Genomic DNA, 24,029 nt, shown 5'->3' with positions numbered 1-24,029 from the left:
GTGGAGTTTTGTGAATATAGAATTTGAATTTTCATTTAAACCAATTAACAATCAAGAATTAGAAACTTTTGAAGAAACGTTTAATCTTATCTTGCCAAATGATTATAAGAATTTTTTACTGTATCATAATGGAGGTAAGGCTGTTCGAAGAAGATTTGAAACAAAAGATAAGACAATAACATCGTCAATTATGTTATTTCTGCCACTAAGTAAAGAAATAGAGGAAAATTTAGAATATTACTATAAAAAATATAATATTGAAAAAATAATTCCTTCTAACTTTATTCCGTTTGGAGTAGATCCTGCAGATAGTCTTATATGTCTTTCTATAAATGGGGAGGACCAAGGAACAGTCTATTTCTGCGATTTGGATTATTTTGAAGAGGACAACGGGTTAAAGCAAGAATATATTAAATTAGTATCTCCAAGTTTTAGCGAGTTTTTAAATTCACTCTTCCAGCCAGATTAATTCTAAAATATAGTAGGCCCCTAATATGGAAATAGGACTCTTTAAAGCCTAAAATCCCCTTTAGGGCTTTTTTTTTACTCTGGCTGCTACCTTGGGTGTGGCGAGGAAGATGGTGCAATGTCAACGGTAGCTCCGATAACAGTCACAACACGACCACAAATGGTGTCACTACAGTGAAGGAAATAGTGATATCGCTAAAGCCAGACAAGGTGATCTGTCCCAGTCTGGGAGCGAGCTTTGGCAAAGCTGTAAACAAACTGGAGCAGACCGACAGCTAACTGGGTCAGAAATTTAAATGGACAACGGAGCCTCTGTTCCATCGGTTCCACACGTTAATAAGATGGACAGCGTACGACTTCCACAGACAGATGTGCAGAAGAATTACAATAAGGTCATGAGTTATAAGTTTACGCAAGAAGAAGCGGATTAGCTTGCTAAAAAGGTCTTGTCAAAGTTCATAGAGATTCAAAGTAGTGCTCTAAAGAAAGCAATGGAAATAAAATCGATTGTTCAGCTGTTGCCGTCGATAGAAAAATAGACAGAATTGATATTGGATTTAGTGGGAAATCGGGACAGAAAGGGTTGGGAAAGCAAACAATTAAAGAACACAGTGAAATTCCTGTATCTAACCTATTGCGTAAGATAGATAAGAACTGAACTGAGTTTAATGCAACTAATCGTCTGTTGATAAAAGGATCAAATCTAGAGGATTTGGCACTATGGATGATAGCGATACCGCTTTCTTAATAAAAAACGAAACGGAATCACAAATTAAAACATTAAAAGTAAGAAAATCAACCAAAAGAACTCTTTTCTCATATCTATCTGATTCCTCTTTGCGATAACTAAAACAATTAAGCAGTGAAGATAATATTGATAAGAATATATGATTGTTAATTAGAAAACAGATAAAATGCGGTAAGAAAAAAATCAAGAATGTAATAATTAAGTTTTTAGAAAACAGTTTATGGATGGAGATATTTGGGGAATAATGATTTGTCAACACTAAATTAACAACAAAGTTGAATAATGCAACGATAGTAGCACTCATTATATTAAGTCTCTTAACTTCATCAAAATTTGTTTTCTGGCACTATCTATAAATTTACGACTTATTGGTATTTCAACAATTTGTTTATCGTTTAAATTAGCGATAATTGTATTATTGCTAATTTTTTTTACATATTTAACATTAACAATAAACGAGGTGTGGACCTGCACAAAATTATCATTAACTTTGGATAAAAGGGCTCTTGTTTGGAGAAGCGTTATATATATATCAGTGGGTGTGTGAATAAGTACTCTCCTTTTATTTTTTTCAAAGTAAATAATTTCATTAAAAGAAAGACTGTAAAAAACTTTGTTAAATGTGAACATAAATTTTGAAATATCAAAATCTAAATATTTAATAGCGCGATTCAAGGCAGGATAGAGTTTGTTTTTTGTTACTGGTTTTAAAATGTAATCAAAAGGGTTAACCTTAAAAACCTGTTCCATATATTCTTTGAAACTTGAAATAAAGATAATTGGACAAGTATAATTATTCTTTCTAATCGTCTTGGCAATCTCAATTCCCGATAGATTAGGAAACTCAATATTTAAAATAAACAAATCATATGTGTTACTTTTAAGTAATTCAATTAAACGAAATGGATTGTAGAATATATCAATTTCAAATAACGAGGAATCATATTCTAACAATAGATTCTCGATATCTTTTATAATAACAGGAACATCATCACAAATAGCAACTTTTATTACCATTGTTTCACTCCCATTATAAATTAATATTTTCTCTTATCTGCTACAGGGTCGTTGCCATGGATTACTTTTTTCAATGGATTTTACTTCGTGTCGTCAATTATGGCGCAGCGCCTTAAACTCAACGTTCTTCGCCATCATGAGCATAACCCCCAGAACAACAGTACCCTTAGCCTCGAGTATCCACATTTGTAAATGCTGACCTTCCTTTTTCTTTCCCGAACTGCTCTATTTGAGAATCAGTTTGGCCAGCCGTATATTATGCTGTCCAAGCTCGTAACCGCTAGATCCCTGCTGCTGCAAGGAACGCTACCAAGATGACCACCACATTTCATTATCAGTATAAAAATGTCGGTTCTCTATATCCAATTATCGTACTAGAATAGAGAAGATGTCAATAATTGCATTTATATTGCATTTTGTTACATGATATAAAAGAATTTCGAAAAATAGATTATTATCTAGTTAAATAGAATATTGATTTCTATTTGGAATCTTATGTATTTCTGTAAGTATATATTGAAGGAGGTGAAATTCAATGACAAACGTTATTTACTCTAAACCAACAATTGAGAAAGTTGCTGGTTTTAAAGAATCTACCAAAGGGCTTTGGTTTGGTGAATATGTTGATGTTTGGGGTGGCAAGGCTCCCTGGCATTGGTAATTGAGAGAGAAAAGTGGTCATTGGACAATTTTGAGATGTCCAGTGATCACTTTTTGTGAAAATCGATTATTTTAGAGACTCGCATGATATTAAATATATTGAAAATTAAGCGAGAGGGGAGACTATTATTAACATTCAGTTAAAAGAAGATTTAACAAAATCAAGTTCTGATAAAGTACCATTTCAATTACATATAAAGACTGCTTCGGTAAGTATTTTGCTTATTTCTCAACATAAGTATGTTAAGCATTCTAAGGGCGACTTAGAGATATATTGTATACCATGTGAATACCCAAAAGTTGCAGACCAGATACAGGGAACTAAGGAATTTGAAATGTCAAGATTAGCGGTAACTTTTCAGAAGATTGTTTCTAAAGGGATCTTTGTTCTAGTTGATAATAACGAAGTTATTGTAGGGGGAGCATTATTTGATGTTTCTCTATCATGGAAAATGTTAGATGATATTTTAATTATTAGTGATTCGGCTAGTGATATTGCAAGATATTGTGATTTAAATATATCAAAATCAGCAGTTGCATTGAACTTGATAAGCAGCCTACCATATTATCCTTTCCAAAATATACCTTTATGGGAAGGTGTAAATAAAATCCACCCATTTTGTGTTTTGAAATACGGAAAAAAACAACAATTTGAAGAGTTCAAAATTTGGATGCTGCCAGCACTAAGTAATGATGTAGAATTGACGCTGCAAAATATAAGAGAGCGTTTCTTTGAATTACCAAGGAATTATGCTAGCAGCTATGCTAATATATCTGCTGATCTCTCTGGAGGTGTTGATTCAGCCGCAATTGCATATGCTTTAAAAGCACATTATGCAGACATTAAGCTATATCATGCAAAAACAGATGGTAAATGGAATAGTGATTCTAAGTGGGCTGCTATGATTGCAAATGATATGAAGGAATCGCTAAATTCATTGCCATCAATCGGTATGTCTGGTCGGAGATTTGAAACAGATTTGTCATACTCAGGATTTACTCTTCCGGATTCCCCAGTATTTTGGGCAGATACAGAGGGCTATGTTGAAAATATCATTAATTTAAATGAGAACTATGGAGACTCAGTTCATTTCATAGGTATTGGTGGTGATGAATTGTTTACACCTATGCCAGCATATGCGTGGTCCATTGTAAGGCAGAACAGAATGCGTAGTTTATCGTTTGGATTCCAATATTGTTTACTTACGAGAACATCATTCCTAAAAGGTGCGTCAAATCTTATGAACAATACATCATTTAAAGAAGCACTAAAAACGGAAATTGATATTGGATTTGGCTATGCTAAATCACGGAAGAAAGAGTCTGCTTTGGATTGGTTTGGAAAAATTACGATTCCAGCATGGCTTGCAAGAGATTATCATGTTCCATGTTATCAGATTGCTATGAAAACTTTAAAAGAAATTTCTGGAGGTCTTGATTCTGACCGTTCTAGACATCAAGCACTAGAGTCATTGCTTTTTCAAAGGCGTGTACTAAGCCAAGTTAATGTTATTTATGGAAGTAGATTCACTTGGCTAGCTCCATTTTTAGATTCAAAGATTATTGAGTCTGCATTATCTATACCCATCCGGTATCACTTAGAATCAGGAATTACTAAACCCATGCTGTATCAAGCTACAAAAGGAATTGTTCCCCGCGAAGTATTTACTCGAGGGTTTAAAGGAGATTATTCAACATTTTTATACAACGGATATAAGGAATCTGTAAAGAAAAATGTTCATGTAGTTAGAGATTTCAAAGTTGTTGAGTTGGGAATTGTTGACCCAGACCTACTAGTTTCTGAATTATCTATGCCAACTGCTTTACGCGATCGAATTATAGCCTTTGAAAGACTATCTGCTGTTGAGCGATGGCTTCATAATGCAATGAGTTAACCTTCATATATATGAAAAATATTAAATTTTAGAAAAGGGGCAATTTTATGAAAAAAATAAAAAGAGAACTTAAAATAATTGAACAAGATAATGGGGCTATGATTTTTGACAAAAGTAGAGGAATTTATTTTCAAGTAAACCACGTTGGAAAACTTTTAATTAAGAAGTTAGATGAAGGGAAATCTAGGAATGAATTAGTGGCTGAATTAGAAAAGACTTTCGGTTTAGAGAGTGCTAATGCAGAGAATGATGTTAATGAATTTCTTTCCATGCTTAGAGAGGTGGGACTAGCATAATGGACATACCACTATTTCCAGAACAGCCAGAAATAGTATCAAATCGGGCAAAATGGAATGCTAGACTAGCTTTACTTCTATCAGCACCTCTGAATTGGCTCCCTCCAAGTATGATAGAAAAGATATTTTCTCGTTTAACGAGAAGATATCCAGCGGCTTCAAATGAACAAGTTCAGGTTATTCGTGATGCAGTATGTACAGTAAGTATGAGATGTCGAAGTCAAGGAGGTTGTCTTAGACGTTCACTTGCGGTTGTAGTAGCAACGTGGTTAAAACGAAGATCTGTTAGTTGGTGTACTGGATACGCCCTAGAACCTTTTAGGGCACATGCATGGGTTGAATTAAACAGTATTCCAGTTGGAGAGCCGGATGAAATAAGTTTATATACTAAAGTTATAAGTGTATCTATTTATGATGAGGAAAAATTACAGAAGTAAAATGGAAAACAATAATCCCAAACCTAAAGAACTTGAACAAGATGTGCGATATGAACCGATCCCAGTCAATATTACTTTAGTGCTTCTTATTTTGGTTCTATTAGTTTCTATGATTTTAACTGCTATACAATAATATTTATTACAGAAAATAGGCGAAGTTGTTGTTTTTGAAGCACTTTCTCCGAATGACAGCCCGAATTCCAAGTTCGCCCATCAGCCTCTGTACACGCTTATGGTTCACGTGTATGCCATAGGTTCGGTCTAGCCAAACCTGCACCCTCCGATAGCCGAAAATGCCTTTCATCTTCTCGTTGTTTTGGAGAAATAAACGTCTGCCGTTTCATCTACTTATAAAAACCGCTTCTGGACACTTGGGCCAGTCTACATAACAGTGCGATGTTGTCCCCTTTGCTTATCAATTCCTGGATCACCGCAAACTTTTCCCCCTGCGGTACGGCGTTCATCCCTTCTTTCACATCTGTAAGAGCTTTTTTAGCATTTCGTTCTCGGCTTCCAGACGCTTCAGCTTGACTTCTGGATCTTCTGGCCGTGTTCGGGGTCTTCCCATTCCAGGACCCTTAGCTTTGCCTCGTTTCTCCTCAAGTCCCTTCATTCCCTCAGCCTGAAAAGATTTCACCCAACGTCGGACCAATGAATGATCAATCTCCAGATTTCGCCCTACATTCTTGTAGCTCATCTCCTTTTTGAGGTAAATTTTACTTTTTTTCCTTGAATGCAGCATCGTAAGTTTTTCTTATTTTTCCCACAAAAAATCCCCTCCATAGTAGACAGATTAATGGGCTTGCTTTTTTCTGTCTACTATAAGGGGAGCATATCACATTACTCATTGCTTTATTTAAGGGCGCGGGAATTAAGATTATCATACTTATTGGTGCTGCTTGTGCAGGTATGTTTGGTGTAATAGGCAAGTTTTTCGCCAAATTATTTCGCAAGAAAAAATCGGAATCCATGCACAATGAAACGAACGCTCAGGATCAGTCAGAAACACTACAGTAACGATAAAGAAACATCCCATAATAAAATTGCTGATATAAAGGGGAATATGTATTTCCGTTAATGATGATGTGAAAAAGTAAATTTATAAATTGGATAATAAACGTCTTGCATTCTTCATTGTCATGCTATTCTTACTGATTTGGCTTAGGCAGCCTGACAAGCACACAAAGATTATGTAGCTTGGGCAAGAACAATATGAACAGATGATCATGGAGACGTTAGATCCGTGAATCATCTGTTTTTCGTTTTTTATCCCTTGTAATACTTTCGGTACACCGCGGGCGTTGTGCCTTCATACTTTTTGAATATTTTAATGAAATACCCCGGCTCATTAAAGCCGAGCTCGCTACTGATCTGAGATACAGGAATATCCGTAGCTTCGAGCAACTGCTTCGCCCATTTCATCTTCAAGCGGGAAAGATAGCTGGAAAAGTTCTTACCCGTTTCCTTGGCAAACAGCCGACTAAAATAGCTTGGGCTAATGTGGCACAAGTCAGCCATGGCTTTCAAAGAAAAAGCTTCACCCTTGTGCTCAAAGATATATTCGAAGGCGGGTTTGAGTACGGGATTTCCGCACGAAATATCCACATCTCCTGAGGAATTCAGATAGGCATCTGCTAAGAAATTATTCATTTCTTTCTTAAGGTTTTCGATATGCTCCAGCGAGTAGCCAGGAAGGATCTCGGACAACTGCGGAGTGGAATGTGTGGCCGACGCCTTCTCGAACATTTCCGCGAGAAGATTTTTGTTCATCGCTTCTTCAACAATATAATTACACAATAAGGATAACATGTTGGAGATCGTCTGAATTTCCTGATAGGTCATGGAGGGCAGATCGGCGTAATCGTTCTTAAGTTCCTCCCATTTGGAACTGTACAGTTTTTCATTTTTTGACGTGAGGATTTGCTCCAGCTGTAGGGCACTCGAAGGATCGGCTAAGCGGACCTGACCTGCCATGACGGCGCCAATGTACTTATCGTCAATAATGATCGGTACCGCGATGTCGACGATGTCATAATGACAGAGATAAATATAAGGTTTGTTGGAACGTACCGCTTCAAGTCCACCGCGAGAGTCACATTTTTGGCAGTAGGGAAGAAGATTCTCATTCTGACGAACCTTCTTGCAGAACGATTGGCATTGGCTGTGGCTAGTTACGGGATTCCCTTTATAATCGACGGTAAGAATAGCTAATTGGGTAACGGATGCTAATGAATCCTGCAACTGCTCCCACTTTTTCAAATCAAAGATTTTCTGGATGCTCAAATGTTCACGTATCAAGATCTCATCCCTTAATAGTAAATTATCTTGTAAGCGATAACAAAAAAGTGCAATTCGTGATCTTTAGTGCAAAAAAATACGATTGTAGATTATAATATATTCCTTGATTCCTCCAATGTAAAGTTTACATCGTTCGGTTATAGTTTTAATCAGAACGAAGCCAACACAATCATAAGGAGGAATTATAGATGAGAAAAGCTTTTATCAGCCCAAGCAAATATGTACAAGGTGAAAATGAATTGTTGAATTTGGGTTACTATGTGAGCACCTTCGGCAAATCCGCTTTACTGATTGCGCATCCTGCCGACGTGGCGCGGGTAAAAGATAAACTTGATTCCACTTTGGGTAAATATAACGTGACCTTTATTGAAAGCGGTTTTATGGGTGAGTGTTCCAGACAGGAAGTGTCCAGACTTCAGGAAATTGCTACTGCGAACGGATGCGATTGTATCGTAGGTCTTGGGGGCGGGAAAGCGATCGACGCGGCGAAATGCGTAGCTCAAGGGGAAGCGCTTATCATCTGTCCGACGATTGCTGCGACGGATGCACCGACAAGTCACTCGGCCGTTCTGTACACTCCGGAAGGTGCTTTCGACGATTACGCCTATTTTAAGCAAAGTCCGAGTGTCGTATTAGTCGACACCACCGTAATCGCTAATGCACCAACCCGATTCCTTGTATCAGGTATGGGTGATGCACTGTCGACTTACTTTGAAGCCCGTGCGACCTCCCGTTCTTACTCCAGGGTCAATGCCGGACTGCCTAACGGAGTACGCGAAGGACAGTGTGCGCCAGCAGTAGGTACAAATGCGGCGATTGCACTTGCAACGCTATGCTATGAAATGCTGTTGAAAGACGGTGCCAAAGCAAAAGCGGCATGTGATGAAAACCAGGTTACGCAAGCACTCGAGAATATCATTGAAACTAATATTTTACTCTCAGGCCTCGGCTTCGAGAGCGGCGGACTTGCGGCGGCCCATGCGATTCATGATGGACTCACGATTTTGGAAGGCACGCATCATTATTATCATGGAGAGAAAGTTGCGTTCGGCACGATCGCACAGCTGGTGCTCGAAAACGCACCGACGGAAGAATTACATCAGGTACTTGATTTCTGTTTAGCCGTCGGTTTACCGGTCTGCTTGGCTGATATCGGCGTCGATCATATCAGTCAGGAAGAACTCATGGAAGTAGCTGCAAAGGCCTGCATTCTGGAGGAATCGATTCATTCCATGCCGTTTCCGGTCACAGTGGAGCAGGTTGCAGCGGCAATCGCTGCGGCCAACCGTATCGGGAGCCAGTACAAAGCGGAGGTAAAGTAGCATGAAAAAGGTCATCAACCGTGCGGAAAATTTGGTTCTTGAGATGTGCAGTGGTATTGCGCTCGCGCATCCTGAGTTGGAATTTCTGCCAAAATACAAAGTGCTCAAGAAAAAGGAATTGAACGCGGAGAAAGTAACGCTCGTCAGCGGCGGTGGTAGCGGGCATGAACCCGCCCACGCCGGCTTCGTTGGCCAAGGGATGCTCGATGCCGCGGTCTGCGGTGATGTCTTCGCCTCTCCCTCACAAATTCAAGTATATCAGGCCATCCGAGCGACGACCGGGAAAAAAGGTGCGCTGCTGATTATCAAAAATTACAGCGGCGATATTATGAACTTTAGAAACGGCGCCCATTTGGCCACTGAAGACGGTCTGGAAGTGGACTATGTAAAGGTTGAGGACGACATCGCGGTAGAAGACAGCCTATATACAGTCGGACGGCGCGGAGTGGCGGGAACGGTACTCGTCCACAAGATCGCGGGTGCAGCGGCGGAAGAGGGCCGGAGTCTGGCGGAAGTTAAAGCAGTAGCCGAGAAAGCCGCTGCGAATGTACGCAGTATCGGATTCGCATTGACTTCGTGTACCGTGCCGGCGAAGGGCACGCCAACATTAGAGCTCGGGCATGATGAAATCGAGTACGGTGTTGGCATTCACGGCGAGCCTGGGACCAGCCGCGAGAAGCTGACGGATGCAGATACGCTGGCAGCCAGAATGGTAACCGATCTCCTTCGAGACATGCAGATTGAAACTGGCTTCAGCGGAGAAATCGCCCTGTTGATCAATGGTTTCGGCGGTACGCCTCTGCAAGAACTGTACCTCTTCAACCATTCGGTCACTCGCGAACTAGCAGCGAAGGGGATCAAGATTGATCGCACTTTTGTCAACAATTATATGACGAGTATCGATATGGCAGGTATCTCGGTTTCCATCATGAAGCTGGACAACGAACTGAAAACGCTCCTTTCCCATGAAAGCAACGCACCTGCATTCAAGGTGGCTGGACCTGTTGATCATGTCGTATTCACGGATATTTCAACTGTAGCAGACGAAAAGCGGCAAGTATCCTTTGAGGTGGAAACGGACCCTGCCTTCGCAGTTATTGAGAACAACAAAGTTACGTTGAACAATCTTACCTACCTAGTCGATAAGATGAGTGAGGTTATCATCAAGAATGAGGTACCTTTCTGCGATCTTGACGCTCATGCAGGCGACGGTGACTTTGGCATGAGCGTTGCTAAGGGATTTCGTCAGCTGAAACGGGAATGGAGAGACATCCTGAATCAAGACTCTTTGACGATGGGAGCCTTTCTTCATTCATGCTCGCTCGTCATCATGGAATACTGCGGTGGCGCCTCGGGTCCGATCTGGGGCTCAGCATTTCGCGCAGCGGCACGATCTGCTGGCGAACGAATCGAACTCACCGTTTCCGAATTCGCAGATATGATGCAGGCTGCGGTGCAAGGCATACAATCAACAGGCGAACGTTCTTTCGGCAGAGGAGCCGTTGTTGGCGATAAAACGCTTATTGACGCATTAGTGCCATGTGCAGATAGCTGGTTGGAGAGCGCAAAATTAGATTTTGACGTGAAGACAGCCTTTGTAAGTGGTGCTCAAGCCGCTGTATTAGGGGCCAAAAAGACGGAAGACATCGTGGCGCGTATGGGCCGTGCCGGAACGGCAGGAGAGAGAAGCCTTGGTTATCCAGACGCGGGGGCTTATGCGCTTGGCGTGATTTTTACGGAGCTTGCTGATTGTTTGAACTGATTTTCTATAAATCCAAAATTACTGGCACGAACACTTCGTTTAGATTTCCATTCCTGCCCGTACCACTCGCTAATTCTTAAAAATTCAAGGTTTGTTCATTGCAATTGATGTGCATTAGGTTTATAATTTCAGACGGATTCAACGGGCTTATCCCGGAATCCATGGGAGTTCATCCCATCTGAGCTAGCTTACTGCATGCTCAAATATGAATTAAGCGAGGGATTTACAATGAAAACCTGCTGCACCATCCAAGTTGACGAAGACAGTTTAGTTATTGATTTGCCAGAAGAAGGAACCACGCTAGAGTCCCTGCTCGGTGATATTGAGAGCTGTGGAGGTAGTGAAGAACCTTGGCTGCAACTTATTGACAAGGTAATAGGTAACTCATCTGAGACTGTACTGACAGAGCAAGCGACGGATGGCGGCGATATGAAGAAAGATCAGACGACCAAAGAACCTCAAGCAACTGCTCAGGGGTAATAGGGAGATCATACGTTAAGACGATATTTGTAACATTATTCGATCACATATAAGATCATCTATAAGACTGCTACCGAGCCAAGGCACGGGAAGCGGTCTTTTTTTATTAAAATAACTAAAATTCTCCGAATTTTGCAATTGGTAAATGAGTCTTTTGTCCCTTTAGTACTCCATAGTAGCCAACCAAGTAGAACACATCCCAAAACCGTGACTTCCTGTTCATTTTCTATCATAAAGTCGAAATGTAACATGGAACTAACTATAATAGTAGTATCATCCATATACAGGTAAGTGATATCGATGTTTGGACCTGATCCTCTTGTTGTATAAAGGAGGGGGTAAAAGAGCAGAGAACAACGTACTGATAAGTCTCATCTACTTTATAAAAAGGAAGGAATGTGTAAATGATGAATGGGCAATGGATCCTGTCAAGGATCGCAAAAAGAGTAGCGGTGATGCTAACAGCAGTATTACTATTAACGTTAACGAACGGATTCAACTGGAATACGCAAACAGCAGAGGCTGCTGGGACGACACCTGTGGAACGTTACGGACAACTTTCAGTAAAGAATGGTAAATTGGTGGATAAAAACGGTAAACCTGTGCAACTCAAAGGTATTAGCTCTCACGGCGTCCAATGGTTTGGGGATCTGGTAAATCAGGACTCTATGAAATGGCTACGGGACGATTGGGGCATTTCCGTATTTCGGGTTGCACTGTACACTGAAGAAGGTGGTTATATCGCCAATCCTTCTTTGAAAAATAAAGTGAAAGAAGTGATTGAGGTAGCACAGAAACTGGGCTTGTACGTCATTATCGACTGGCACATTCTTTCAGATGGCGATCCGAACATTCATAAAAATGAAGCCAAAGCTTTCTTTAATGAATTTTCAACTCAGTACGGCCATTTACCTAACGTAATCTATGAACTTGCCAATGAGCCGAATGGAAATGTGAACTGGAACAATCAAATCCGACCTTATGCGTCTGAGGTATCTCAGGTTATTCGCGCTAAGGACCCGGACAATATTATTATTGTAGGAACAGGCACATGGAGTCAGGATGTACATGATGCAGCAGACCATCCACTTCCAGACAAGAATACAATGTATACCGTACATTTCTATGCGGGTACGCATGGACAATTCTTGCGCGATCGGGTCGATTATGCACTGAACAAAGGCGTGGGCATATTTGCTACCGAGTGGGGTACAAGCGATGCTTCGGGTAACGGTGGTCCGTTCCTGAATGAATCCAAAGTATGGACTGATTTTCTGGCTAGCCGTGGAATCAGTTGGACTAACTGGTCGCTGTCAGATAAAAATGAGACCTCTGCTGCGCTGATGTCTGGTGCTGACCGTAAGGGCGGATGGCCTGATTCACAATTGTCCGCTTCTGGCAAATTCGTAAAACAGGCGATTCTGGAAGGCTCCAGCAACATTGGTGGAGGCGGAAACAACGGTGGGGATAACGGCGGAGATGGCAACACTGGCGGTAATAACGGTGGTGGCAACAACGGCGGCGATAACGACAACGGAGGAAGTACACCAGGCAGTAACGATCAAGGAATTGTGCTACAGTATCGCACCGGTGACACAAATGCCAAGGATAACGCAATCCGTCCTGAATTTAATATCAAAAATACAGGGAAAACAGCTGTGAAGTTGAGCGATCTAAAAATTCGCTACTATTACACAGATGAAAGCAAACAAGCTCAGCAGTTTTTTGTAGACTGGGCCAGGATTGGCAATGAGAAGGTAAAAGCAACTTTTGTAACATTGCCGAATCCAAAGGCCAAGGCTGATAAATATGTGGAGATTTCTTTCACAGATGGAGCAGGAACGATTCAGCCCGGTGGGGAAAGCGGAGAAATTCAACCCCGTATTCATGCTGCAAATTGGAGCAATTTTGATGAGACCAACGATTACTCCTATGGTGCTACCCAAAAAGCATTTGCAGACTGGGACCATGGCACTGTATATCAGCAGGGTAAGCTGGTTTGGGGTATAGAACCTTAGGAACCTTAGAATTTAACCGTTATTAACTTTATCGGAATGAGTAAAGAATGGGACTTTTGGGTGTGATTTTTCCAAGGTTTGGAGTATAGAATATGCGCCTTTGGTATATACGAACTGGAACATTAGGAGGTAACAACTGGAACTTTAGTTTCGATGTGTATACTACCAAAGTACCATATGGTGTTAGGCTTTTGTAGTGCTTGAATTACTTCCATAGTGTAGATGGGGTGGTTCCAATGAACCCTTCTCTACGACAAACCCCCGCTGTTGCCATCATAGGCAGGCGGGGGTTTTTTATGTTTCTGAAGCTCAGCCTCCGTTCAACTGCTGTCTATACCAAATCAAAAGCTTTGGCCAGCAGACGGTAGGACTGAACACGTTTATCAAAGTCATGAATGGATGAAACGACCAATAACTCATCGGTACGATACTGCTCAGCCAGTCTTAGTAGCTGTTCCTTACACTGTTCAGGGGTACCAACAACACGCCATGCTGCGGACTGACGCAGCCGCTCATGATCCAACTCTGTGTATGGATAGGACATTGCTGTTTTCACCGACGGAAGAGAACTCATTTCTTTACCTTGCATGAGCAAAAGGAAATACAGACTAGCACTGGACGCCAGCTGCTCAGCTTCTTCTTCGGTTTCAGCGCAGGCCACCGTAACTGCCGCCATGGAATGGGGCTTATCTCCCAGGATCGAAGGCTGAAATTGCTCGTGGTAACGTGCAGTAGCTTCTACACCGCCTGGAGTCCCGAAAAATTGGGCAAAGGCATAGGAGGCCCCCATCATCGCGGCCAATCGGGCGCTCTCTCCGCTGGAGCCGAGCAACCATAATTCAGGAACGGTCGATATCATCGGGGAGGCATGAAGACCGGCAAACCGATGATTGTCAGGCACCGAATCATGGAAGTAGTCGATTAAATCGAGAATCTGCTGTGGATATTGTTCGACAGATTGGTACTTGCCTTCCTGCAGGGCGCGAGTAGCAAGCGGTAAACCACCGGGAGCCCGCCCTATTCCCAGGTCGATACGTCCTGGATGGAGTGCCTCCAGCAAACGGAAGTTTTCGGCGACTTTATACGCGCTATAGTGTGGCAGCATAATACCGCCTGAACCCACACGAATGCGTGATGTGTGAGCAGCCAAATGCGCAATCAGCACCTCAGGGCTGGAATGCGCTAGTGTTTTGGAAGCATGATGTTCGGATACCCAATAACGGCTGTACCCCAGTTGGTCAGCTTCGCGGGCTAAATCTGTTGTATTGGATAATGCATCCTGAGCAGTACCGCCTTCAGGAATATGAGACTGGTCCAGTATACCCAGTTTAAGCATTTATAATCACCTCTTACACAACTCTATCAGACACAACTCATTAGGTCAAAATTCAAAATGGATAGGTTGGAGTTTGGGGACCTTTTCGTTATAATAAAGGATGTGTAAAGGATGAGAGTACATCCTTGCTAATGGAGAGGGGATTGAAATTGTGTTAAGAACACCTTTAGGGCGTGTCCGACTCATGCTCTGGATTCAAGCTATAGCTTATTTGGCGATACTATTCACCCACCAGCCGCTGCAAGCAGCGGGCATGGCCCAGGCGGTTATGGTGATTGGTAACATATACCGGGTGAGCTTTTTGTTGCTCCTCGTTGCTTTGATCTATGGGAAAACAGCACTGCATTGGTCTATACGGCGGCCTCTTTTTATTATGTTTGCCTCCTTCATTCCGTTTGGTCTGATGATTATGGATTTTGTTTGGGTGCGAAAATGGACAGGGGATTCGGCTGCAGAACAGCGAGCTGCATCGTAATCTTAGAAGATTTGTTTCGTGTGTTGTCGAGGATGTTTGTCTGGCGTAAGCGGGACTGGCCCCGATGCAGCAGAAAAGAACATTACGCAGGTTGATGCGTGGTGTTCTTTTTTTGTGCACCGGAGGAATTATGAAAAATGCTGCACTAAAAATTCAACCGTTTTGCGTCTTTGAAAGCCTTCAACCCAATGTCCGGTAAACGGATAAATTTCAATCGTTTTCGGTGATTCAATACGGTTATAAGCGGCGAAAATCGTCTCTGGCATACACACAGTATCCTTGAACCCTACCGATACCATGATCGGGATACGAATACGATGAGCAAGATTCATCACGTCAAAATAACTTAATGTATGTAGTACCTGCTCCAAATGCTCCGGAAATCGGTTAGCAAATTCAGCTGCTTCCGTCAGCGAACTGGTAGAATTCATCATACCAAAATCCATATGACACATATTGGGAATATCCGCTACTGTAATAGCAGCTTTATCGCTGAGCGCAGCCACCATTAATGAAAGTCCGCCGCCTTGACTGGCGCCACTGATTGCGATTTTAGCCGAATCGACATCCGACTGTTCCGCTACCCAATCTACGGCTCTAAGGGCATCAGTTGTAATCGTTTTGTAGTAGCAGGTATCTTTGTCCAATATTCCTTTCGTTACCCAGCCTTTAACCGTACCATGAGGATCACCCAGACGGTCTCCCGTTTCTCCCCCCTGACCACGGACATCTACCGCCAATACTGCAAAACCAAGCATGAGCCAGGAGGAATAATCTTCAGGATAGCCTTTTCCGCCTGTATAGCCATGAAACAGAACGATACACGGCAGCTTTTGATCTCCGGCAAATCGGGGACGTACATACCAGGCATGCAGAGGCGTATCATCGATACCCTCAAAAGTAACCCGGTAAGCAAGAATATGAGGATATGGCGTTTCTACGAGAGTTTTGAACGCATGTACAGGTTTGGCGTGGACTTCTTCCAGTGTTTTGGCCCAAAATAAATCTATATCCTTTGGGGCGGTAAGATCGGGTCGATATTGCTTCAATTCGGCAATTCTTTTTTCAATAACATTCATAATCAAAATTCTCCTTCATATAGAATGAACTTCTCCTTAAGTTTTACCCGGTAAAGTTGACTCCTCCAGCTCTCTCAGTAGCTCATATGCTCTTTCATTAGTGCTTCCGCACGTATCCTCATCAGCATGGAACCCACTGCATACAACCGGGCGCTCAGGTTTGCCAAACAATCGGCAACGGTAATCGGAAGTTAGCTGAGGGCAAGGAACACCAGCTGGTTTTCCATCTGGCATCCCGGGAATAGGGGAAGAAATCGTAATGGCAATACAGCACGCGGCACATCCTACTCGACACTCCAGTTGGGGTCACTCCTTAATAATCTGTTATTTTTGTAACTTATGCATGAAGTGACATTGATGAAGCCATAATGTGAGGATGGCACAAAAAAAGCAGGAATACAAGGATAACGCATATTAGACACACTTTTCACACAAGGGGTATAAATAGTCGTAGAGGCACGTAGGATGATATCAAACCCCTAAATCAGTGTTTCATTCTGTGGTAATATTAACCAATTGAATTCTGTGTGTTCAAAAGGAGTTCGAGTGGTTAATAATAGAACACAACGATAAAAACTTAAACGAGGTGACGCAAAATGAGTTGGTTATGGGCATTGATTGTTGGTGGTATTATTGGTTGGTTGGCAGGAATTATTGCAGGTCGTGATGTTCCGGGTGGCGTGATAGGTAATATCATCGCTGGTTTTATCGGTGCATGGTTGGGTAGCTTGATTCTAGGAGACTGGGGTCCTGAAATCGGATCGTTCTACATCGTTCCTGCATTAATTGGTGCGATTGTGCTGGTCGTGATTGTAAGCTTGATCTTCCGTTCCGTTGGACGGAGCAGAGGCTAACTTTACGAATCATTGAATAGACTGGCCCTTTGGGGCACAAGGCTAAAATGGAAAGAAGCTGCTTCCGCAAGGTTCGCAAATGAACCTGTGGGAGCAGCTTTTTTTGAGGAAAAGTGACGAATTTGTCCTATTGAAAACGCCTGATATGAGGAACACTCAGAACGCCCAGCACGATACACATGCCGATGGTTGCAAACATGCCAATGGTGAACATACCACCAAGCTTGTCCGCCACAGCACCTACTGCCAGATAGCCGACAGGGAGCAGGGCAAAGGAAAACATTAGATCCAGACTAGCTACACGTCCAAAAGACTCGGCTGGGACTAATTCCTGAAGGCTCGTCTCCCAGATAATCGCAAATATCATAATGCCAAACCCTTCGAGCATCATGCTCATAATCAGTCCTGGCATCCAGGTGACTACAGATAACAGTAGTAAAGCAAGACCGCTGACAAAAGCTCCTAAGTAAGCGAGCAGGCCGCGATGCTTCCAATGCTTGCGTGATCCATACACAAAGGCCCCCAACATGGCGCCAATACCGCTACTTGCCATCGCAATGCCATATACGATTGGATTGTAGCCATGATGAACCTTGAACAGCCATGGAATGAGTACAGCGATAATGCCTGAATAACAAATATTAATGAATGAAAAGGCAAGAATCGTAATCCATAGCCAAGGATGGCTTTTGAGAATGGTAAACCCTGCGATAAAATCCTTGAGAAAATGCTGTCCCCCCTGATCTTGCTGTTCTGGATCTACCTGACCTTTGCCGATGATGGAGGCCAAATGAGCGCTCAGCATCCAAAAACAGGCAAAAGATATCAGATAAGCGATAGAATCCAGCCCAAAGCCGATACCTGGTGAGGAAAAAGATACAATGAAGCCTCCTAACGGAGGACCAAGTAGACGGACGGCTTGTATGCTAATCTGACTAAGCGCATTGGCTGCATTGCGTATGTCCGGTGTGAACACCTGTGCACGTAAGGCAGAATAAGCGGGATTAAAGATACCGTCCATCAATCCGTACAACGCTAGGCCAACGAATAGAAACGGCAATTTCATCCCGCCCGTAAACATCAGCATCGCCGCAATGAACATCAGCCCAAACCGGGCGATATTCGTAAACAGAAGGAGACGGATTCGGTCAATTCTGTCCACAATCATTCCTGCGAAAGGCAGAATAAGTACATTAGGCAGCATATAAACCGTCATCGCCAGTCCCATGATAGTAGTCGAGCCTGTTAGGGAATAGATAACCAGTGGCAAAATGACCGTGGTGACTGAGCTCCCCAACATTGCGATCCAATGTCCAAGCCACAACAAGGTGAACGCTTTGGATTGTTTTAAAGGTGAAGTGAAGGTAGCCCAGGCCGAGGGACTGCCTTCAGGTGAAGTAGAGGATAAGGTTGAATTTTGGGTATCCATGATCACACTCCGGTACATATTTCTAAACTGCATATTAAAACCTATTATACGAAATCTCTAACGTAAGGGTACAGAAAAAGTTGCTGTGAGGGGAGTTATAATGAATAGCCTGCCAATGAAAGAGTCAACCTAGAATAACTATAGGCTGCAAAAGTAAATAGCTTACCTTTTGCATAGGGATTATTGGATAAAAGCATTGACGCGTGAAAATGAATGATGTACTATTCAATGACCAGCCGTGTGCTAGGTTATCAAGAAAAGGGAAAGAGTGTGGATACCATGAAAAAATTTAGTTTTTTGCCGATTGTACTCATCGTGATGGCATTGCTGGTTTCGGCATGCGGTAACAACGATAAAGGCGCCAGTACCAATAATGCATCTACCGGAGAAAACGGATCTAATAATGGAAAAGCAGATACCACCGCTACAGCTACTCTTGAATCTGTAAAAGCAAGTGGCAAGCTGAGAATTGGCACGGAAGGCACCTATGCTCCGTTTACCTATCATGATGCTGCTGGTAAACTGACAGGCTTCGATGTCGATATTGCGACCGAAGTGAGTAAACGTTTGGGGGTACAACCGGAGTTTATCGAAACGCAATGGGACGGCATATTCGCAGGGTTGAACTCCAAGCGGTTTGACACGGTATTCAATGAAGTGTCCATTATAGATGAGCGCAAACAAAAATATGATTTTTCCGATCCGTACATTGTCTCCAAGGCAGTTCTGATCGTAAGCGAAGACAATACAGACATCCATAAATTTGCTGATCTAAAAGGGAAAAAGGCTGGGCAGTCCCTGACCAGCAACCTGACTCAAATCGCGAAAAGTAACGGTGCGGAAATTGTGGCGACAGAGGGATTCAACCAAGCCATTGACCTCCTCACTTCCAAACGGGTGGATGCGACCGTCAATGATGGATTATCCTATCTTGATCTGAAAAAGCAAAAGCCTGACGCACCCATCAAAAAGGTGGACGAATCTTCAGATGCTTCACACAGCGCAGCTGTATTCAATAAAGGCAGCGAAGATTTGATCAAGGAAGTAAACAAAGCGCTGGCAGATATGAAGGCTGACGGTACGTACCTGAAAATCTCCGAGAAATATTTTGGAGCCGACGTATCCAAATAATCAATGAAGACCAAACGTTCGCCAAGTTGAACCGAATCTTCTCAAACCTATCTTTTCAAAGGATGTCTGTACAATGGATGATCGCCAAATACAAATCATTATGGATTCATTATTGCCTCTGCTAAAAGCAGGGGTTTCTTTTACGATTCCGCTCACGCTTATCTCCTTTGCTCTTGGACTCGTGCTGGCGCTGATTACAGCGTTGGCCCGGCTGTCCAAATGGAGAATACTCAAGCTGATTTTTGGCTTCTATGTATGGGTGATTCGAGGAACTCCTTTGCTGGTGCAATTGTATATTATTTTCTATGGTTTACCTTCCGTAGGTATTACACTGGACCCGTTTATTGCTTCAGTGATCGGCTTTACCCTCAGCGTAGGGGCTTATAGCTCTGAAATTATGCGTGCGGCTATCATATCCATTCAGGAAGGCCAATGGGAGGCGGGGTACTCCCTGGGGATGACGCGCTGGCAAGTATTGCGTCGTATCGTGCTCCCGCAAGCATCCCGTGTGTCCGTACCTCCGTTGGCTAATTCATTCATCAGCTTGGTGAAGGATACCTCACTTGCTGCGACCATCACCTATGTGGAAATGTTCAGAACGGCTAACCAGATTGTAGCTACCACATACGAACCGCTATTGGTGTATACCGAGGCGGGGGTTATTTACCTGCTATTTAGCACCATATTGACTGTGCTGCAAAATTACCTGGAGAAGCGACTAGGCCGTTTTTCCGTCAGATAAAGGAGATTGTACCGGTGATCCAAATTCGGAATATACACAAATCGTTCGGCTCGCTGGAAGTGCTTAAGGGTGTTGACGTGACGTTGGGTAAGGGGAAAGTGCTTGTTATCATCGGTCCTTCCGGTTCTGGTAAAACAACGCTTTTACGCTGCTTGAATTTGCTGGAGGTTCCTGACCAAGGAGAGATCCAAGTAGGGGATATTGCACTGAATTTTGCGAAAGGAACGAAGCTCCGGCAAGAAAACATTTTGGCACTGCGCAAGCGGACAGGGATGGTATTTCAATCCTACAACCTCTTCCCGCATATGACAGCAGTACAAAATGTGATGGAGGGACAAGTCACGGTTCAGAAAAAGAGCAAGGACGAGGCGCGCAAACGTGCATTGGAATTGCTTAAAAAAGTGGGGTTGGCTGATAAAGCGGAATCCTATCCGCATCAGTTGTCGGGAGGACAGCAGCAACGTGTCGGTATTGCCCGGGCAATGGCGGTCGAACCTGAGGTACTATTGTTCGACGAGCCGACCTCCGCGCTTGACCCCGAGTTGGTAGGCGAAGTGCTCAAGGTTATAAAACAGCTGGCTGCCGAAGGGATGACGATGGTCATTGTTACCCATGAAATGAAGTTTGCAGCCGAGGTCGCGGACCATGTGATTTTGATGGATCAGGGCATAATCGTTGAGCAGGGTACGCCGCATGAGGTCTTGGAGCAGCCCACCAGTCCACGGGCTATTCAGTTTTTGAATCGTCTAAGCGGGGAAGCAGAATAAAGAGAATTACAGTATTTATTAAAATAAGCGTTTAGACTGAATAAAAGGCAGCTACAGCCGGGCATTGAAAAATAAAGCCTCGCACCCGTAGCTGCCTTTTGCTCATCAGTTGTCCTCTTTTATTTCAATTTTAATGTAAACAAAAAAGTAATCAATAGAATACAACAGCCTACTATGAATGGAGCGAACAGATTTGCATCCAATAAAAATCCCGCTAGAGTAGGGCCTAAAATATTCCCAACACTCATATAGGCATTATTCATACCAGCTACATATCCTTGCTCATTCCCGGCCATCTTCGATAATTGTGTATTAAGGGCTGGACGAAGCATAGCTGTGGCAAAGAAAATAAGAGAAGTGACAATGAAGATACTCCAGAAATCTTTGGCTAAGAGAAATAAAATATAAGCAACCGAGGTGAAAAGAAGCGATCCTTTGATCACCCTTTGTTCACCAAACTGATTGATTATTTTAGCAACAACTAATGCTTGCATACCGACTCCGATCACAGCACCTGCGGTCAGAATGACAGCAATATTTTGCGGCGAGAATTGGAAGCGGTTCGTTACATATAAACCAAGAACAGATTCAAAATTAGCGAGTCCAAAGGTCATCACCAGGACAAGTACAAAGAGCATTGTATATTTTGACTTCAATGATCTCGCGTATTGTTTGTAAATAGATTCCTTCTGAATCATTCTTGCCCGCGCTGCTTTCATTTGCTCTTTTGATAAACTTTCTGGCAAACAAAACACCGAAAAAATAACAGCAGCTATAGCAGCACCTGTTGCTGTATACAGCGGGACTCTCGTTCCATATCCTGCAAGAAGACCACCCAGTCCAGGTCCAATAACAAATCCGAATGACATGGCTGCGGCGAGCAGGCTGTTCCCTTTGGCGCGTTCTTCGGTTGTTGTAATATCCGCTACATATGCCATCATCGGTGGAACAATCAGGGCTGCTGCCATTCCTTCCAGAAGTCTTGAGGTATACAGCATCCATAGCTCATCTCCAATAGCAAAGATAAATTTAGCTATAGCAAAAACAATAACACCTACGACGATAAAAACTTTTCTCCCATATCGATCAGACAGCTGTCCGGTCAGGGGAGAGAGCAGGAATTGCGTTATGCCATAGGCTGCTACCAATAAACCGATTGCTCGCCCACTGGCACCAAATTCAATGATCAATTCCGGCAGAATAGGGGTAATTAAACCAACGCCCACCATAACGATGAAGATATTAATCATTAGAATTCCAAGTATTCTTTTCATGCAAAAAACCTCCTTATCCATTGGTTTCTGGATAGGAGGTAGACATACGAACGAGAAGATACACTGCTCCCGTCATAGAAGCAATGCTCTTACCGTTAATGCCCCAAGCCTACACTAATCCTATCCAGAAAATTCGTAAGATTACGATTTTTTCTATGGTGGAATAGGATTAGTAGATCATTGGCTTAAGGTCACCCTTTCGATACTTTATTGTATATCAACGTAACATAAATTTCTTGATAAGGCAATGAGTGGATAACTCAAAAGAATCCAACGCGTCCTTCGGCCACATTTTTCAACCAGTCCTGCTTGCGGCTCTTATCGAGCTCGCCTCGCATACCTTTAATAATCAGCTCAATATCGGCTTTTCCTTGCTCATGCCACTCCAGAGCAGCGCTGACATACAGTTCTCCGAGCTGTGCCAGCGAAAACCCGTCAGTCATGGCTGCTGCCTTCTGCGTACCTGTTTCCCCTGCGAAAACAAGGAAGTTGCGCAGCTTGAGATACGCCAGTCGCAGCGCTTCGTCAGGCAAACTAATTTCATAGGCACGGTCGAAACGCCCTGCCCGGTTCATCAGACCTGGGTCGATTTTCTCGGGATAATTGGTCGTTCCGATCAGGAAGATGCCCTCCTTGGATGTAGCACCGTCGAGGGTATTCAGGAAAAAAGAACGCACCTCCTGAGGCATGGAATCAATGTCCTCAATGACCAGCACCATCGGAGCCAGGCGAGTAGCCGCCTCGAACACCTCTTTGACCGATTCACTGGTTGTATACTCCGTAATTTGCCAGTAGGCTGCCGGACCCGGTACACTGCTGGCAATTGATTTTACAAGTGTTGTTTTACCATTGCCCGGATGGCCGTATAGCAGAATGCCGCGCTTGTAAGGAATGTTATAAGTCTGATAGAAGGTACGATCCGCTTCAAAAAACTGATCAAGTGATCGGAAAATATCCCGTTTGATTTCCGCTTTCAAAATCACGTCATCTCGCGTAATTGCGCGGGTTATCGGCTCTGCCTGCCGAGAAAGTCCACGGCTTGTGTCGGTAAACACGGTGACACGCTTCATATTCTGCTTACGTTCACGACCGCGTACTCCCGCGAGGAAGCCTTGCAGCTCCTGGTCGCCTATCGCAAATACGTAATCTTCATTGTACACGCCATTATCACGGAAAAAGGGAACTCGCGCCAGCGCGATGCCCCACTTGGGATAGGCGAATACATTATTACGCATCGACAGATGCACGCCGTATTCAGGAGTCGGCCCGTCATCGTCATACTGGATGGTGCGTTCCTCCAAACGATCGAAGACCCGTGCCACATGCTCCAGGTCGGGACTGCCTGAACGAATATCCTCCTCCAGCAGATCCCAATACTCAATATTGGGATCATCGCTGGCATACAGCACGTATTTTACGCCATAGCGGTTATAGAGTGCTTCACTGATACCGTCGATCAGACGGGCATAAGCGGCATAACCGGTAATGCGTCCATCTGTACGTTCATCAAATTCATAAATAGCTGGGATGTCTATACTCAA

23 protein-coding genes and 1 pseudogene are annotated in these 24,029 nt (G+C 43.2%); 14 read left to right on the top strand and 10 right to left on the bottom strand.

The genetic code is table 11. The features are described from left to right. Window positions 1–10 precede the first annotated feature (10 nt). The gene (locus MKX46_RS08300) at window positions 11–469 is read left to right on the top strand and encodes an SMI1/KNR4 family protein (RefSeq protein WP_341071135.1); all 459 of its coding nucleotides are present in this window, start codon (window positions 11–13) and stop codon (window positions 467–469) included. Window positions 470–1,519: 1,050 nt separating this feature from the next. On the opposite strand, the gene MKX46_RS08295 is transcribed toward MKX46_RS08300, so the two are convergent. Next, window positions 1,520–2,233 (bottom strand): LytR/AlgR family response regulator transcription factor, encoded by a 714-nt coding sequence (locus tag MKX46_RS08295; RefSeq protein WP_341071134.1) that lies wholly within the window; start codon window positions 2,231–2,233, stop codon window positions 1,520–1,522. 535 nt (window positions 2,234–2,768) lie between these two features. Here MKX46_RS08295 and MKX46_RS08290 point away from each other — a divergent pair. The 4 genes from MKX46_RS08290 to MKX46_RS08275 all read left to right on the top strand — a co-directional run bounded on the left by MKX46_RS08290 (window position 2,769) and on the right by MKX46_RS08275 (window position 5,521). Further along, window positions 2,769–2,894, top strand: a complete 126-nt coding sequence (locus MKX46_RS08290; protein WP_341071133.1) for a lasso RiPP family leader peptide-containing protein — start codon at window positions 2,769–2,771, stop codon at window positions 2,892–2,894. 334 nt (window positions 2,895–3,228) lie between these two features. Next, a complete protein-coding gene (locus tag MKX46_RS08285) occupies window positions 3,229–4,788 on the top strand; it encodes an asparagine synthase-related protein (protein ID WP_341071132.1) in 1,560 nt (519 codons plus the stop codon). Window positions 4,789–4,835: 47 nt separating this feature from the next. After that, window positions 4,836–5,084: a PqqD family protein gene (locus MKX46_RS08280; RefSeq protein ID WP_341071131.1), complete on the top strand. Its 249-nt coding sequence runs from the start codon at window positions 4,836–4,838 to the stop codon at window positions 5,082–5,084. Continuing rightward, on the top strand, window positions 5,084–5,521 hold the full coding sequence (locus MKX46_RS08275) for a lasso peptide biosynthesis B2 protein (protein WP_341071130.1): 438 nt from the start codon (window positions 5,084–5,086) through the stop codon (window positions 5,519–5,521). The genes MKX46_RS08280 and MKX46_RS08275 overlap by 1 nt, the downstream gene beginning before the upstream one ends. 175 nt (window positions 5,522–5,696) lie before the next feature. On the opposite strand, the pseudogene MKX46_RS08270 reads toward MKX46_RS08275, so the two are convergent. The 3 genes and pseudogenes from MKX46_RS08270 to MKX46_RS08260 form a co-directional block, all read right to left on the bottom strand. Then, window positions 5,697–5,822 (bottom strand): annotated as a pseudogene (locus MKX46_RS08270) (IS3 family transposase); the annotation flags it as partial. 171 nt (window positions 5,823–5,993) lie between these two features. Further along, on the bottom strand, window positions 5,994–6,263 hold the full coding sequence (locus tag MKX46_RS08265) for a transposase (protein ID WP_341071129.1): 270 nt from the start codon (window positions 6,261–6,263) through the stop codon (window positions 5,994–5,996). A 524-nt stretch (window positions 6,264–6,787) separates the two neighbouring features. Further along, window positions 6,788–7,819, bottom strand: coding sequence for a PocR ligand-binding domain-containing protein (locus MKX46_RS08260; protein ID WP_341071128.1), 1,032 nt, complete (start codon window positions 7,817–7,819; stop codon window positions 6,788–6,790). Between the two features lie 188 nt (window positions 7,820–8,007). Here MKX46_RS08260 and MKX46_RS08255 point away from each other — a divergent pair, with 188 nt between their 5' ends. The 4 genes from MKX46_RS08255 to MKX46_RS08240 all read left to right on the top strand — a co-directional run bounded on the left by MKX46_RS08255 (window position 8,008) and on the right by MKX46_RS08240 (window position 13,401). Next, window positions 8,008–9,141 (top strand): glycerol dehydrogenase, encoded by a 1,134-nt coding sequence (locus MKX46_RS08255; protein WP_069012504.1) that lies wholly within the window; start codon window positions 8,008–8,010, stop codon window positions 9,139–9,141. Window position 9,142: 1 nt separating this feature from the next. Next, on the top strand, window positions 9,143–10,903 hold the full coding sequence (dhaK, locus tag MKX46_RS08250; protein WP_341071127.1) for a dihydroxyacetone kinase subunit DhaK: 1,761 nt from the start codon (window positions 9,143–9,145) through the stop codon (window positions 10,901–10,903). A 228-nt stretch (window positions 10,904–11,131) separates the two neighbouring features. Then, the gene (locus MKX46_RS08245; RefSeq protein ID WP_039273050.1) at window positions 11,132–11,383 is read left to right on the top strand and encodes a hypothetical protein; all 252 of its coding nucleotides are present in this window, start codon (window positions 11,132–11,134) and stop codon (window positions 11,381–11,383) included. 404 nt (window positions 11,384–11,787) lie between these two features. Continuing rightward, the gene (locus MKX46_RS08240) at window positions 11,788–13,401 is read left to right on the top strand and encodes a cellulase family glycosylhydrolase (protein ID WP_341071126.1); all 1,614 of its coding nucleotides are present in this window, start codon (window positions 11,788–11,790) and stop codon (window positions 13,399–13,401) included. A gap of 331 nt (window positions 13,402–13,732) precedes the next feature. Here the strand turns inward: MKX46_RS08240 and MKX46_RS08235 are convergent, their stop codons facing one another. Continuing rightward, window positions 13,733–14,737, bottom strand: coding sequence for an LLM class flavin-dependent oxidoreductase (locus MKX46_RS08235; RefSeq protein WP_341071125.1), 1,005 nt, complete (start codon window positions 14,735–14,737; stop codon window positions 13,733–13,735). A 151-nt stretch (window positions 14,738–14,888) separates the two neighbouring features. Here MKX46_RS08235 and MKX46_RS08230 point away from each other — a divergent pair, with 151 nt between their 5' ends. Then, complete coding sequence (locus MKX46_RS08230; protein ID WP_029515655.1) at window positions 14,889–15,212, top strand: DUF3817 domain-containing protein; 324 nt, start codon at window positions 14,889–14,891, stop codon at window positions 15,210–15,212. A gap of 128 nt (window positions 15,213–15,340) precedes the next feature. Here MKX46_RS08230 and MKX46_RS08225 read toward each other — a convergent pair whose 3' ends face one another. Next, window positions 15,341–16,291: an acetylxylan esterase gene (locus MKX46_RS08225; RefSeq protein ID WP_341071124.1), complete on the bottom strand. Its 951-nt coding sequence runs from the start codon at window positions 16,289–16,291 to the stop codon at window positions 15,341–15,343. A gap of 36 nt (window positions 16,292–16,327) precedes the next feature. Beyond that, window positions 16,328–16,591: a YkgJ family cysteine cluster protein gene (locus MKX46_RS08220; RefSeq protein WP_322252265.1), complete on the bottom strand. Its 264-nt coding sequence runs from the start codon at window positions 16,589–16,591 to the stop codon at window positions 16,328–16,330. Between the two features lie 296 nt (window positions 16,592–16,887). Here MKX46_RS08220 and MKX46_RS08215 point away from each other — a divergent pair, with 296 nt between their 5' ends. Further along, window positions 16,888–17,145 carry a GlsB/YeaQ/YmgE family stress response membrane protein gene (locus tag MKX46_RS08215; protein WP_025686368.1) on the top strand — a complete coding sequence of 86 codons (258 nt, stop codon included), beginning with the start codon at window positions 16,888–16,890 and terminating at the stop codon, window positions 17,143–17,145. A gap of 127 nt (window positions 17,146–17,272) precedes the next feature. On the opposite strand, the gene MKX46_RS08210 is transcribed toward MKX46_RS08215, so the two are convergent. Next, window positions 17,273–18,574: an MFS transporter gene (locus MKX46_RS08210; RefSeq protein ID WP_341071123.1), complete on the bottom strand. Its 1,302-nt coding sequence runs from the start codon at window positions 18,572–18,574 to the stop codon at window positions 17,273–17,275. 279 nt (window positions 18,575–18,853) lie between these two features. On the opposite strand from MKX46_RS08210, the gene MKX46_RS08205 reads away from it, so the two are divergent. From MKX46_RS08205 to MKX46_RS08195, 3 genes are all read left to right on the top strand, one after another. Beyond that, window positions 18,854–19,705: an amino acid ABC transporter substrate-binding protein gene (locus MKX46_RS08205; RefSeq protein WP_341071122.1), complete on the top strand. Its 852-nt coding sequence runs from the start codon at window positions 18,854–18,856 to the stop codon at window positions 19,703–19,705. Window positions 19,706–19,778: 73 nt separating this feature from the next. Further along, the gene (locus tag MKX46_RS08200; protein ID WP_165178660.1) at window positions 19,779–20,447 is read left to right on the top strand and encodes an amino acid ABC transporter permease; all 669 of its coding nucleotides are present in this window, start codon (window positions 19,779–19,781) and stop codon (window positions 20,445–20,447) included. A 14-nt stretch (window positions 20,448–20,461) separates the two neighbouring features. After that, a complete protein-coding gene (locus MKX46_RS08195; RefSeq protein WP_341071121.1) occupies window positions 20,462–21,214 on the top strand; it encodes an amino acid ABC transporter ATP-binding protein in 753 nt (250 codons plus the stop codon). A gap of 119 nt (window positions 21,215–21,333) precedes the next feature. Here MKX46_RS08195 and MKX46_RS08190 read toward each other — a convergent pair whose 3' ends face one another. Further along, a complete protein-coding gene (locus MKX46_RS08190) occupies window positions 21,334–22,488 on the bottom strand; it encodes an MFS transporter (RefSeq protein ID WP_341071120.1) in 1,155 nt (384 codons plus the stop codon). 260 nt (window positions 22,489–22,748) lie between these two features. Then, the gene (locus MKX46_RS08185; RefSeq protein ID WP_307347649.1) at window positions 22,749–24,029 is read right to left on the bottom strand and encodes an AAA family ATPase; all 1,281 of its coding nucleotides are present in this window, start codon (window positions 24,027–24,029) and stop codon (window positions 22,749–22,751) included.

The organism is Paenibacillus sp. FSL P4-0113, from assembly GCF_038009305.1.
Classification (GTDB): Bacteria; Bacillota; Bacilli; order Paenibacillales; family Paenibacillaceae; genus Paenibacillus; species Paenibacillus polymyxa_D.
Note: the sequence above shows the minus strand (reverse complement) of the source record. Positions and strands in the feature narration are given on the sequence as shown.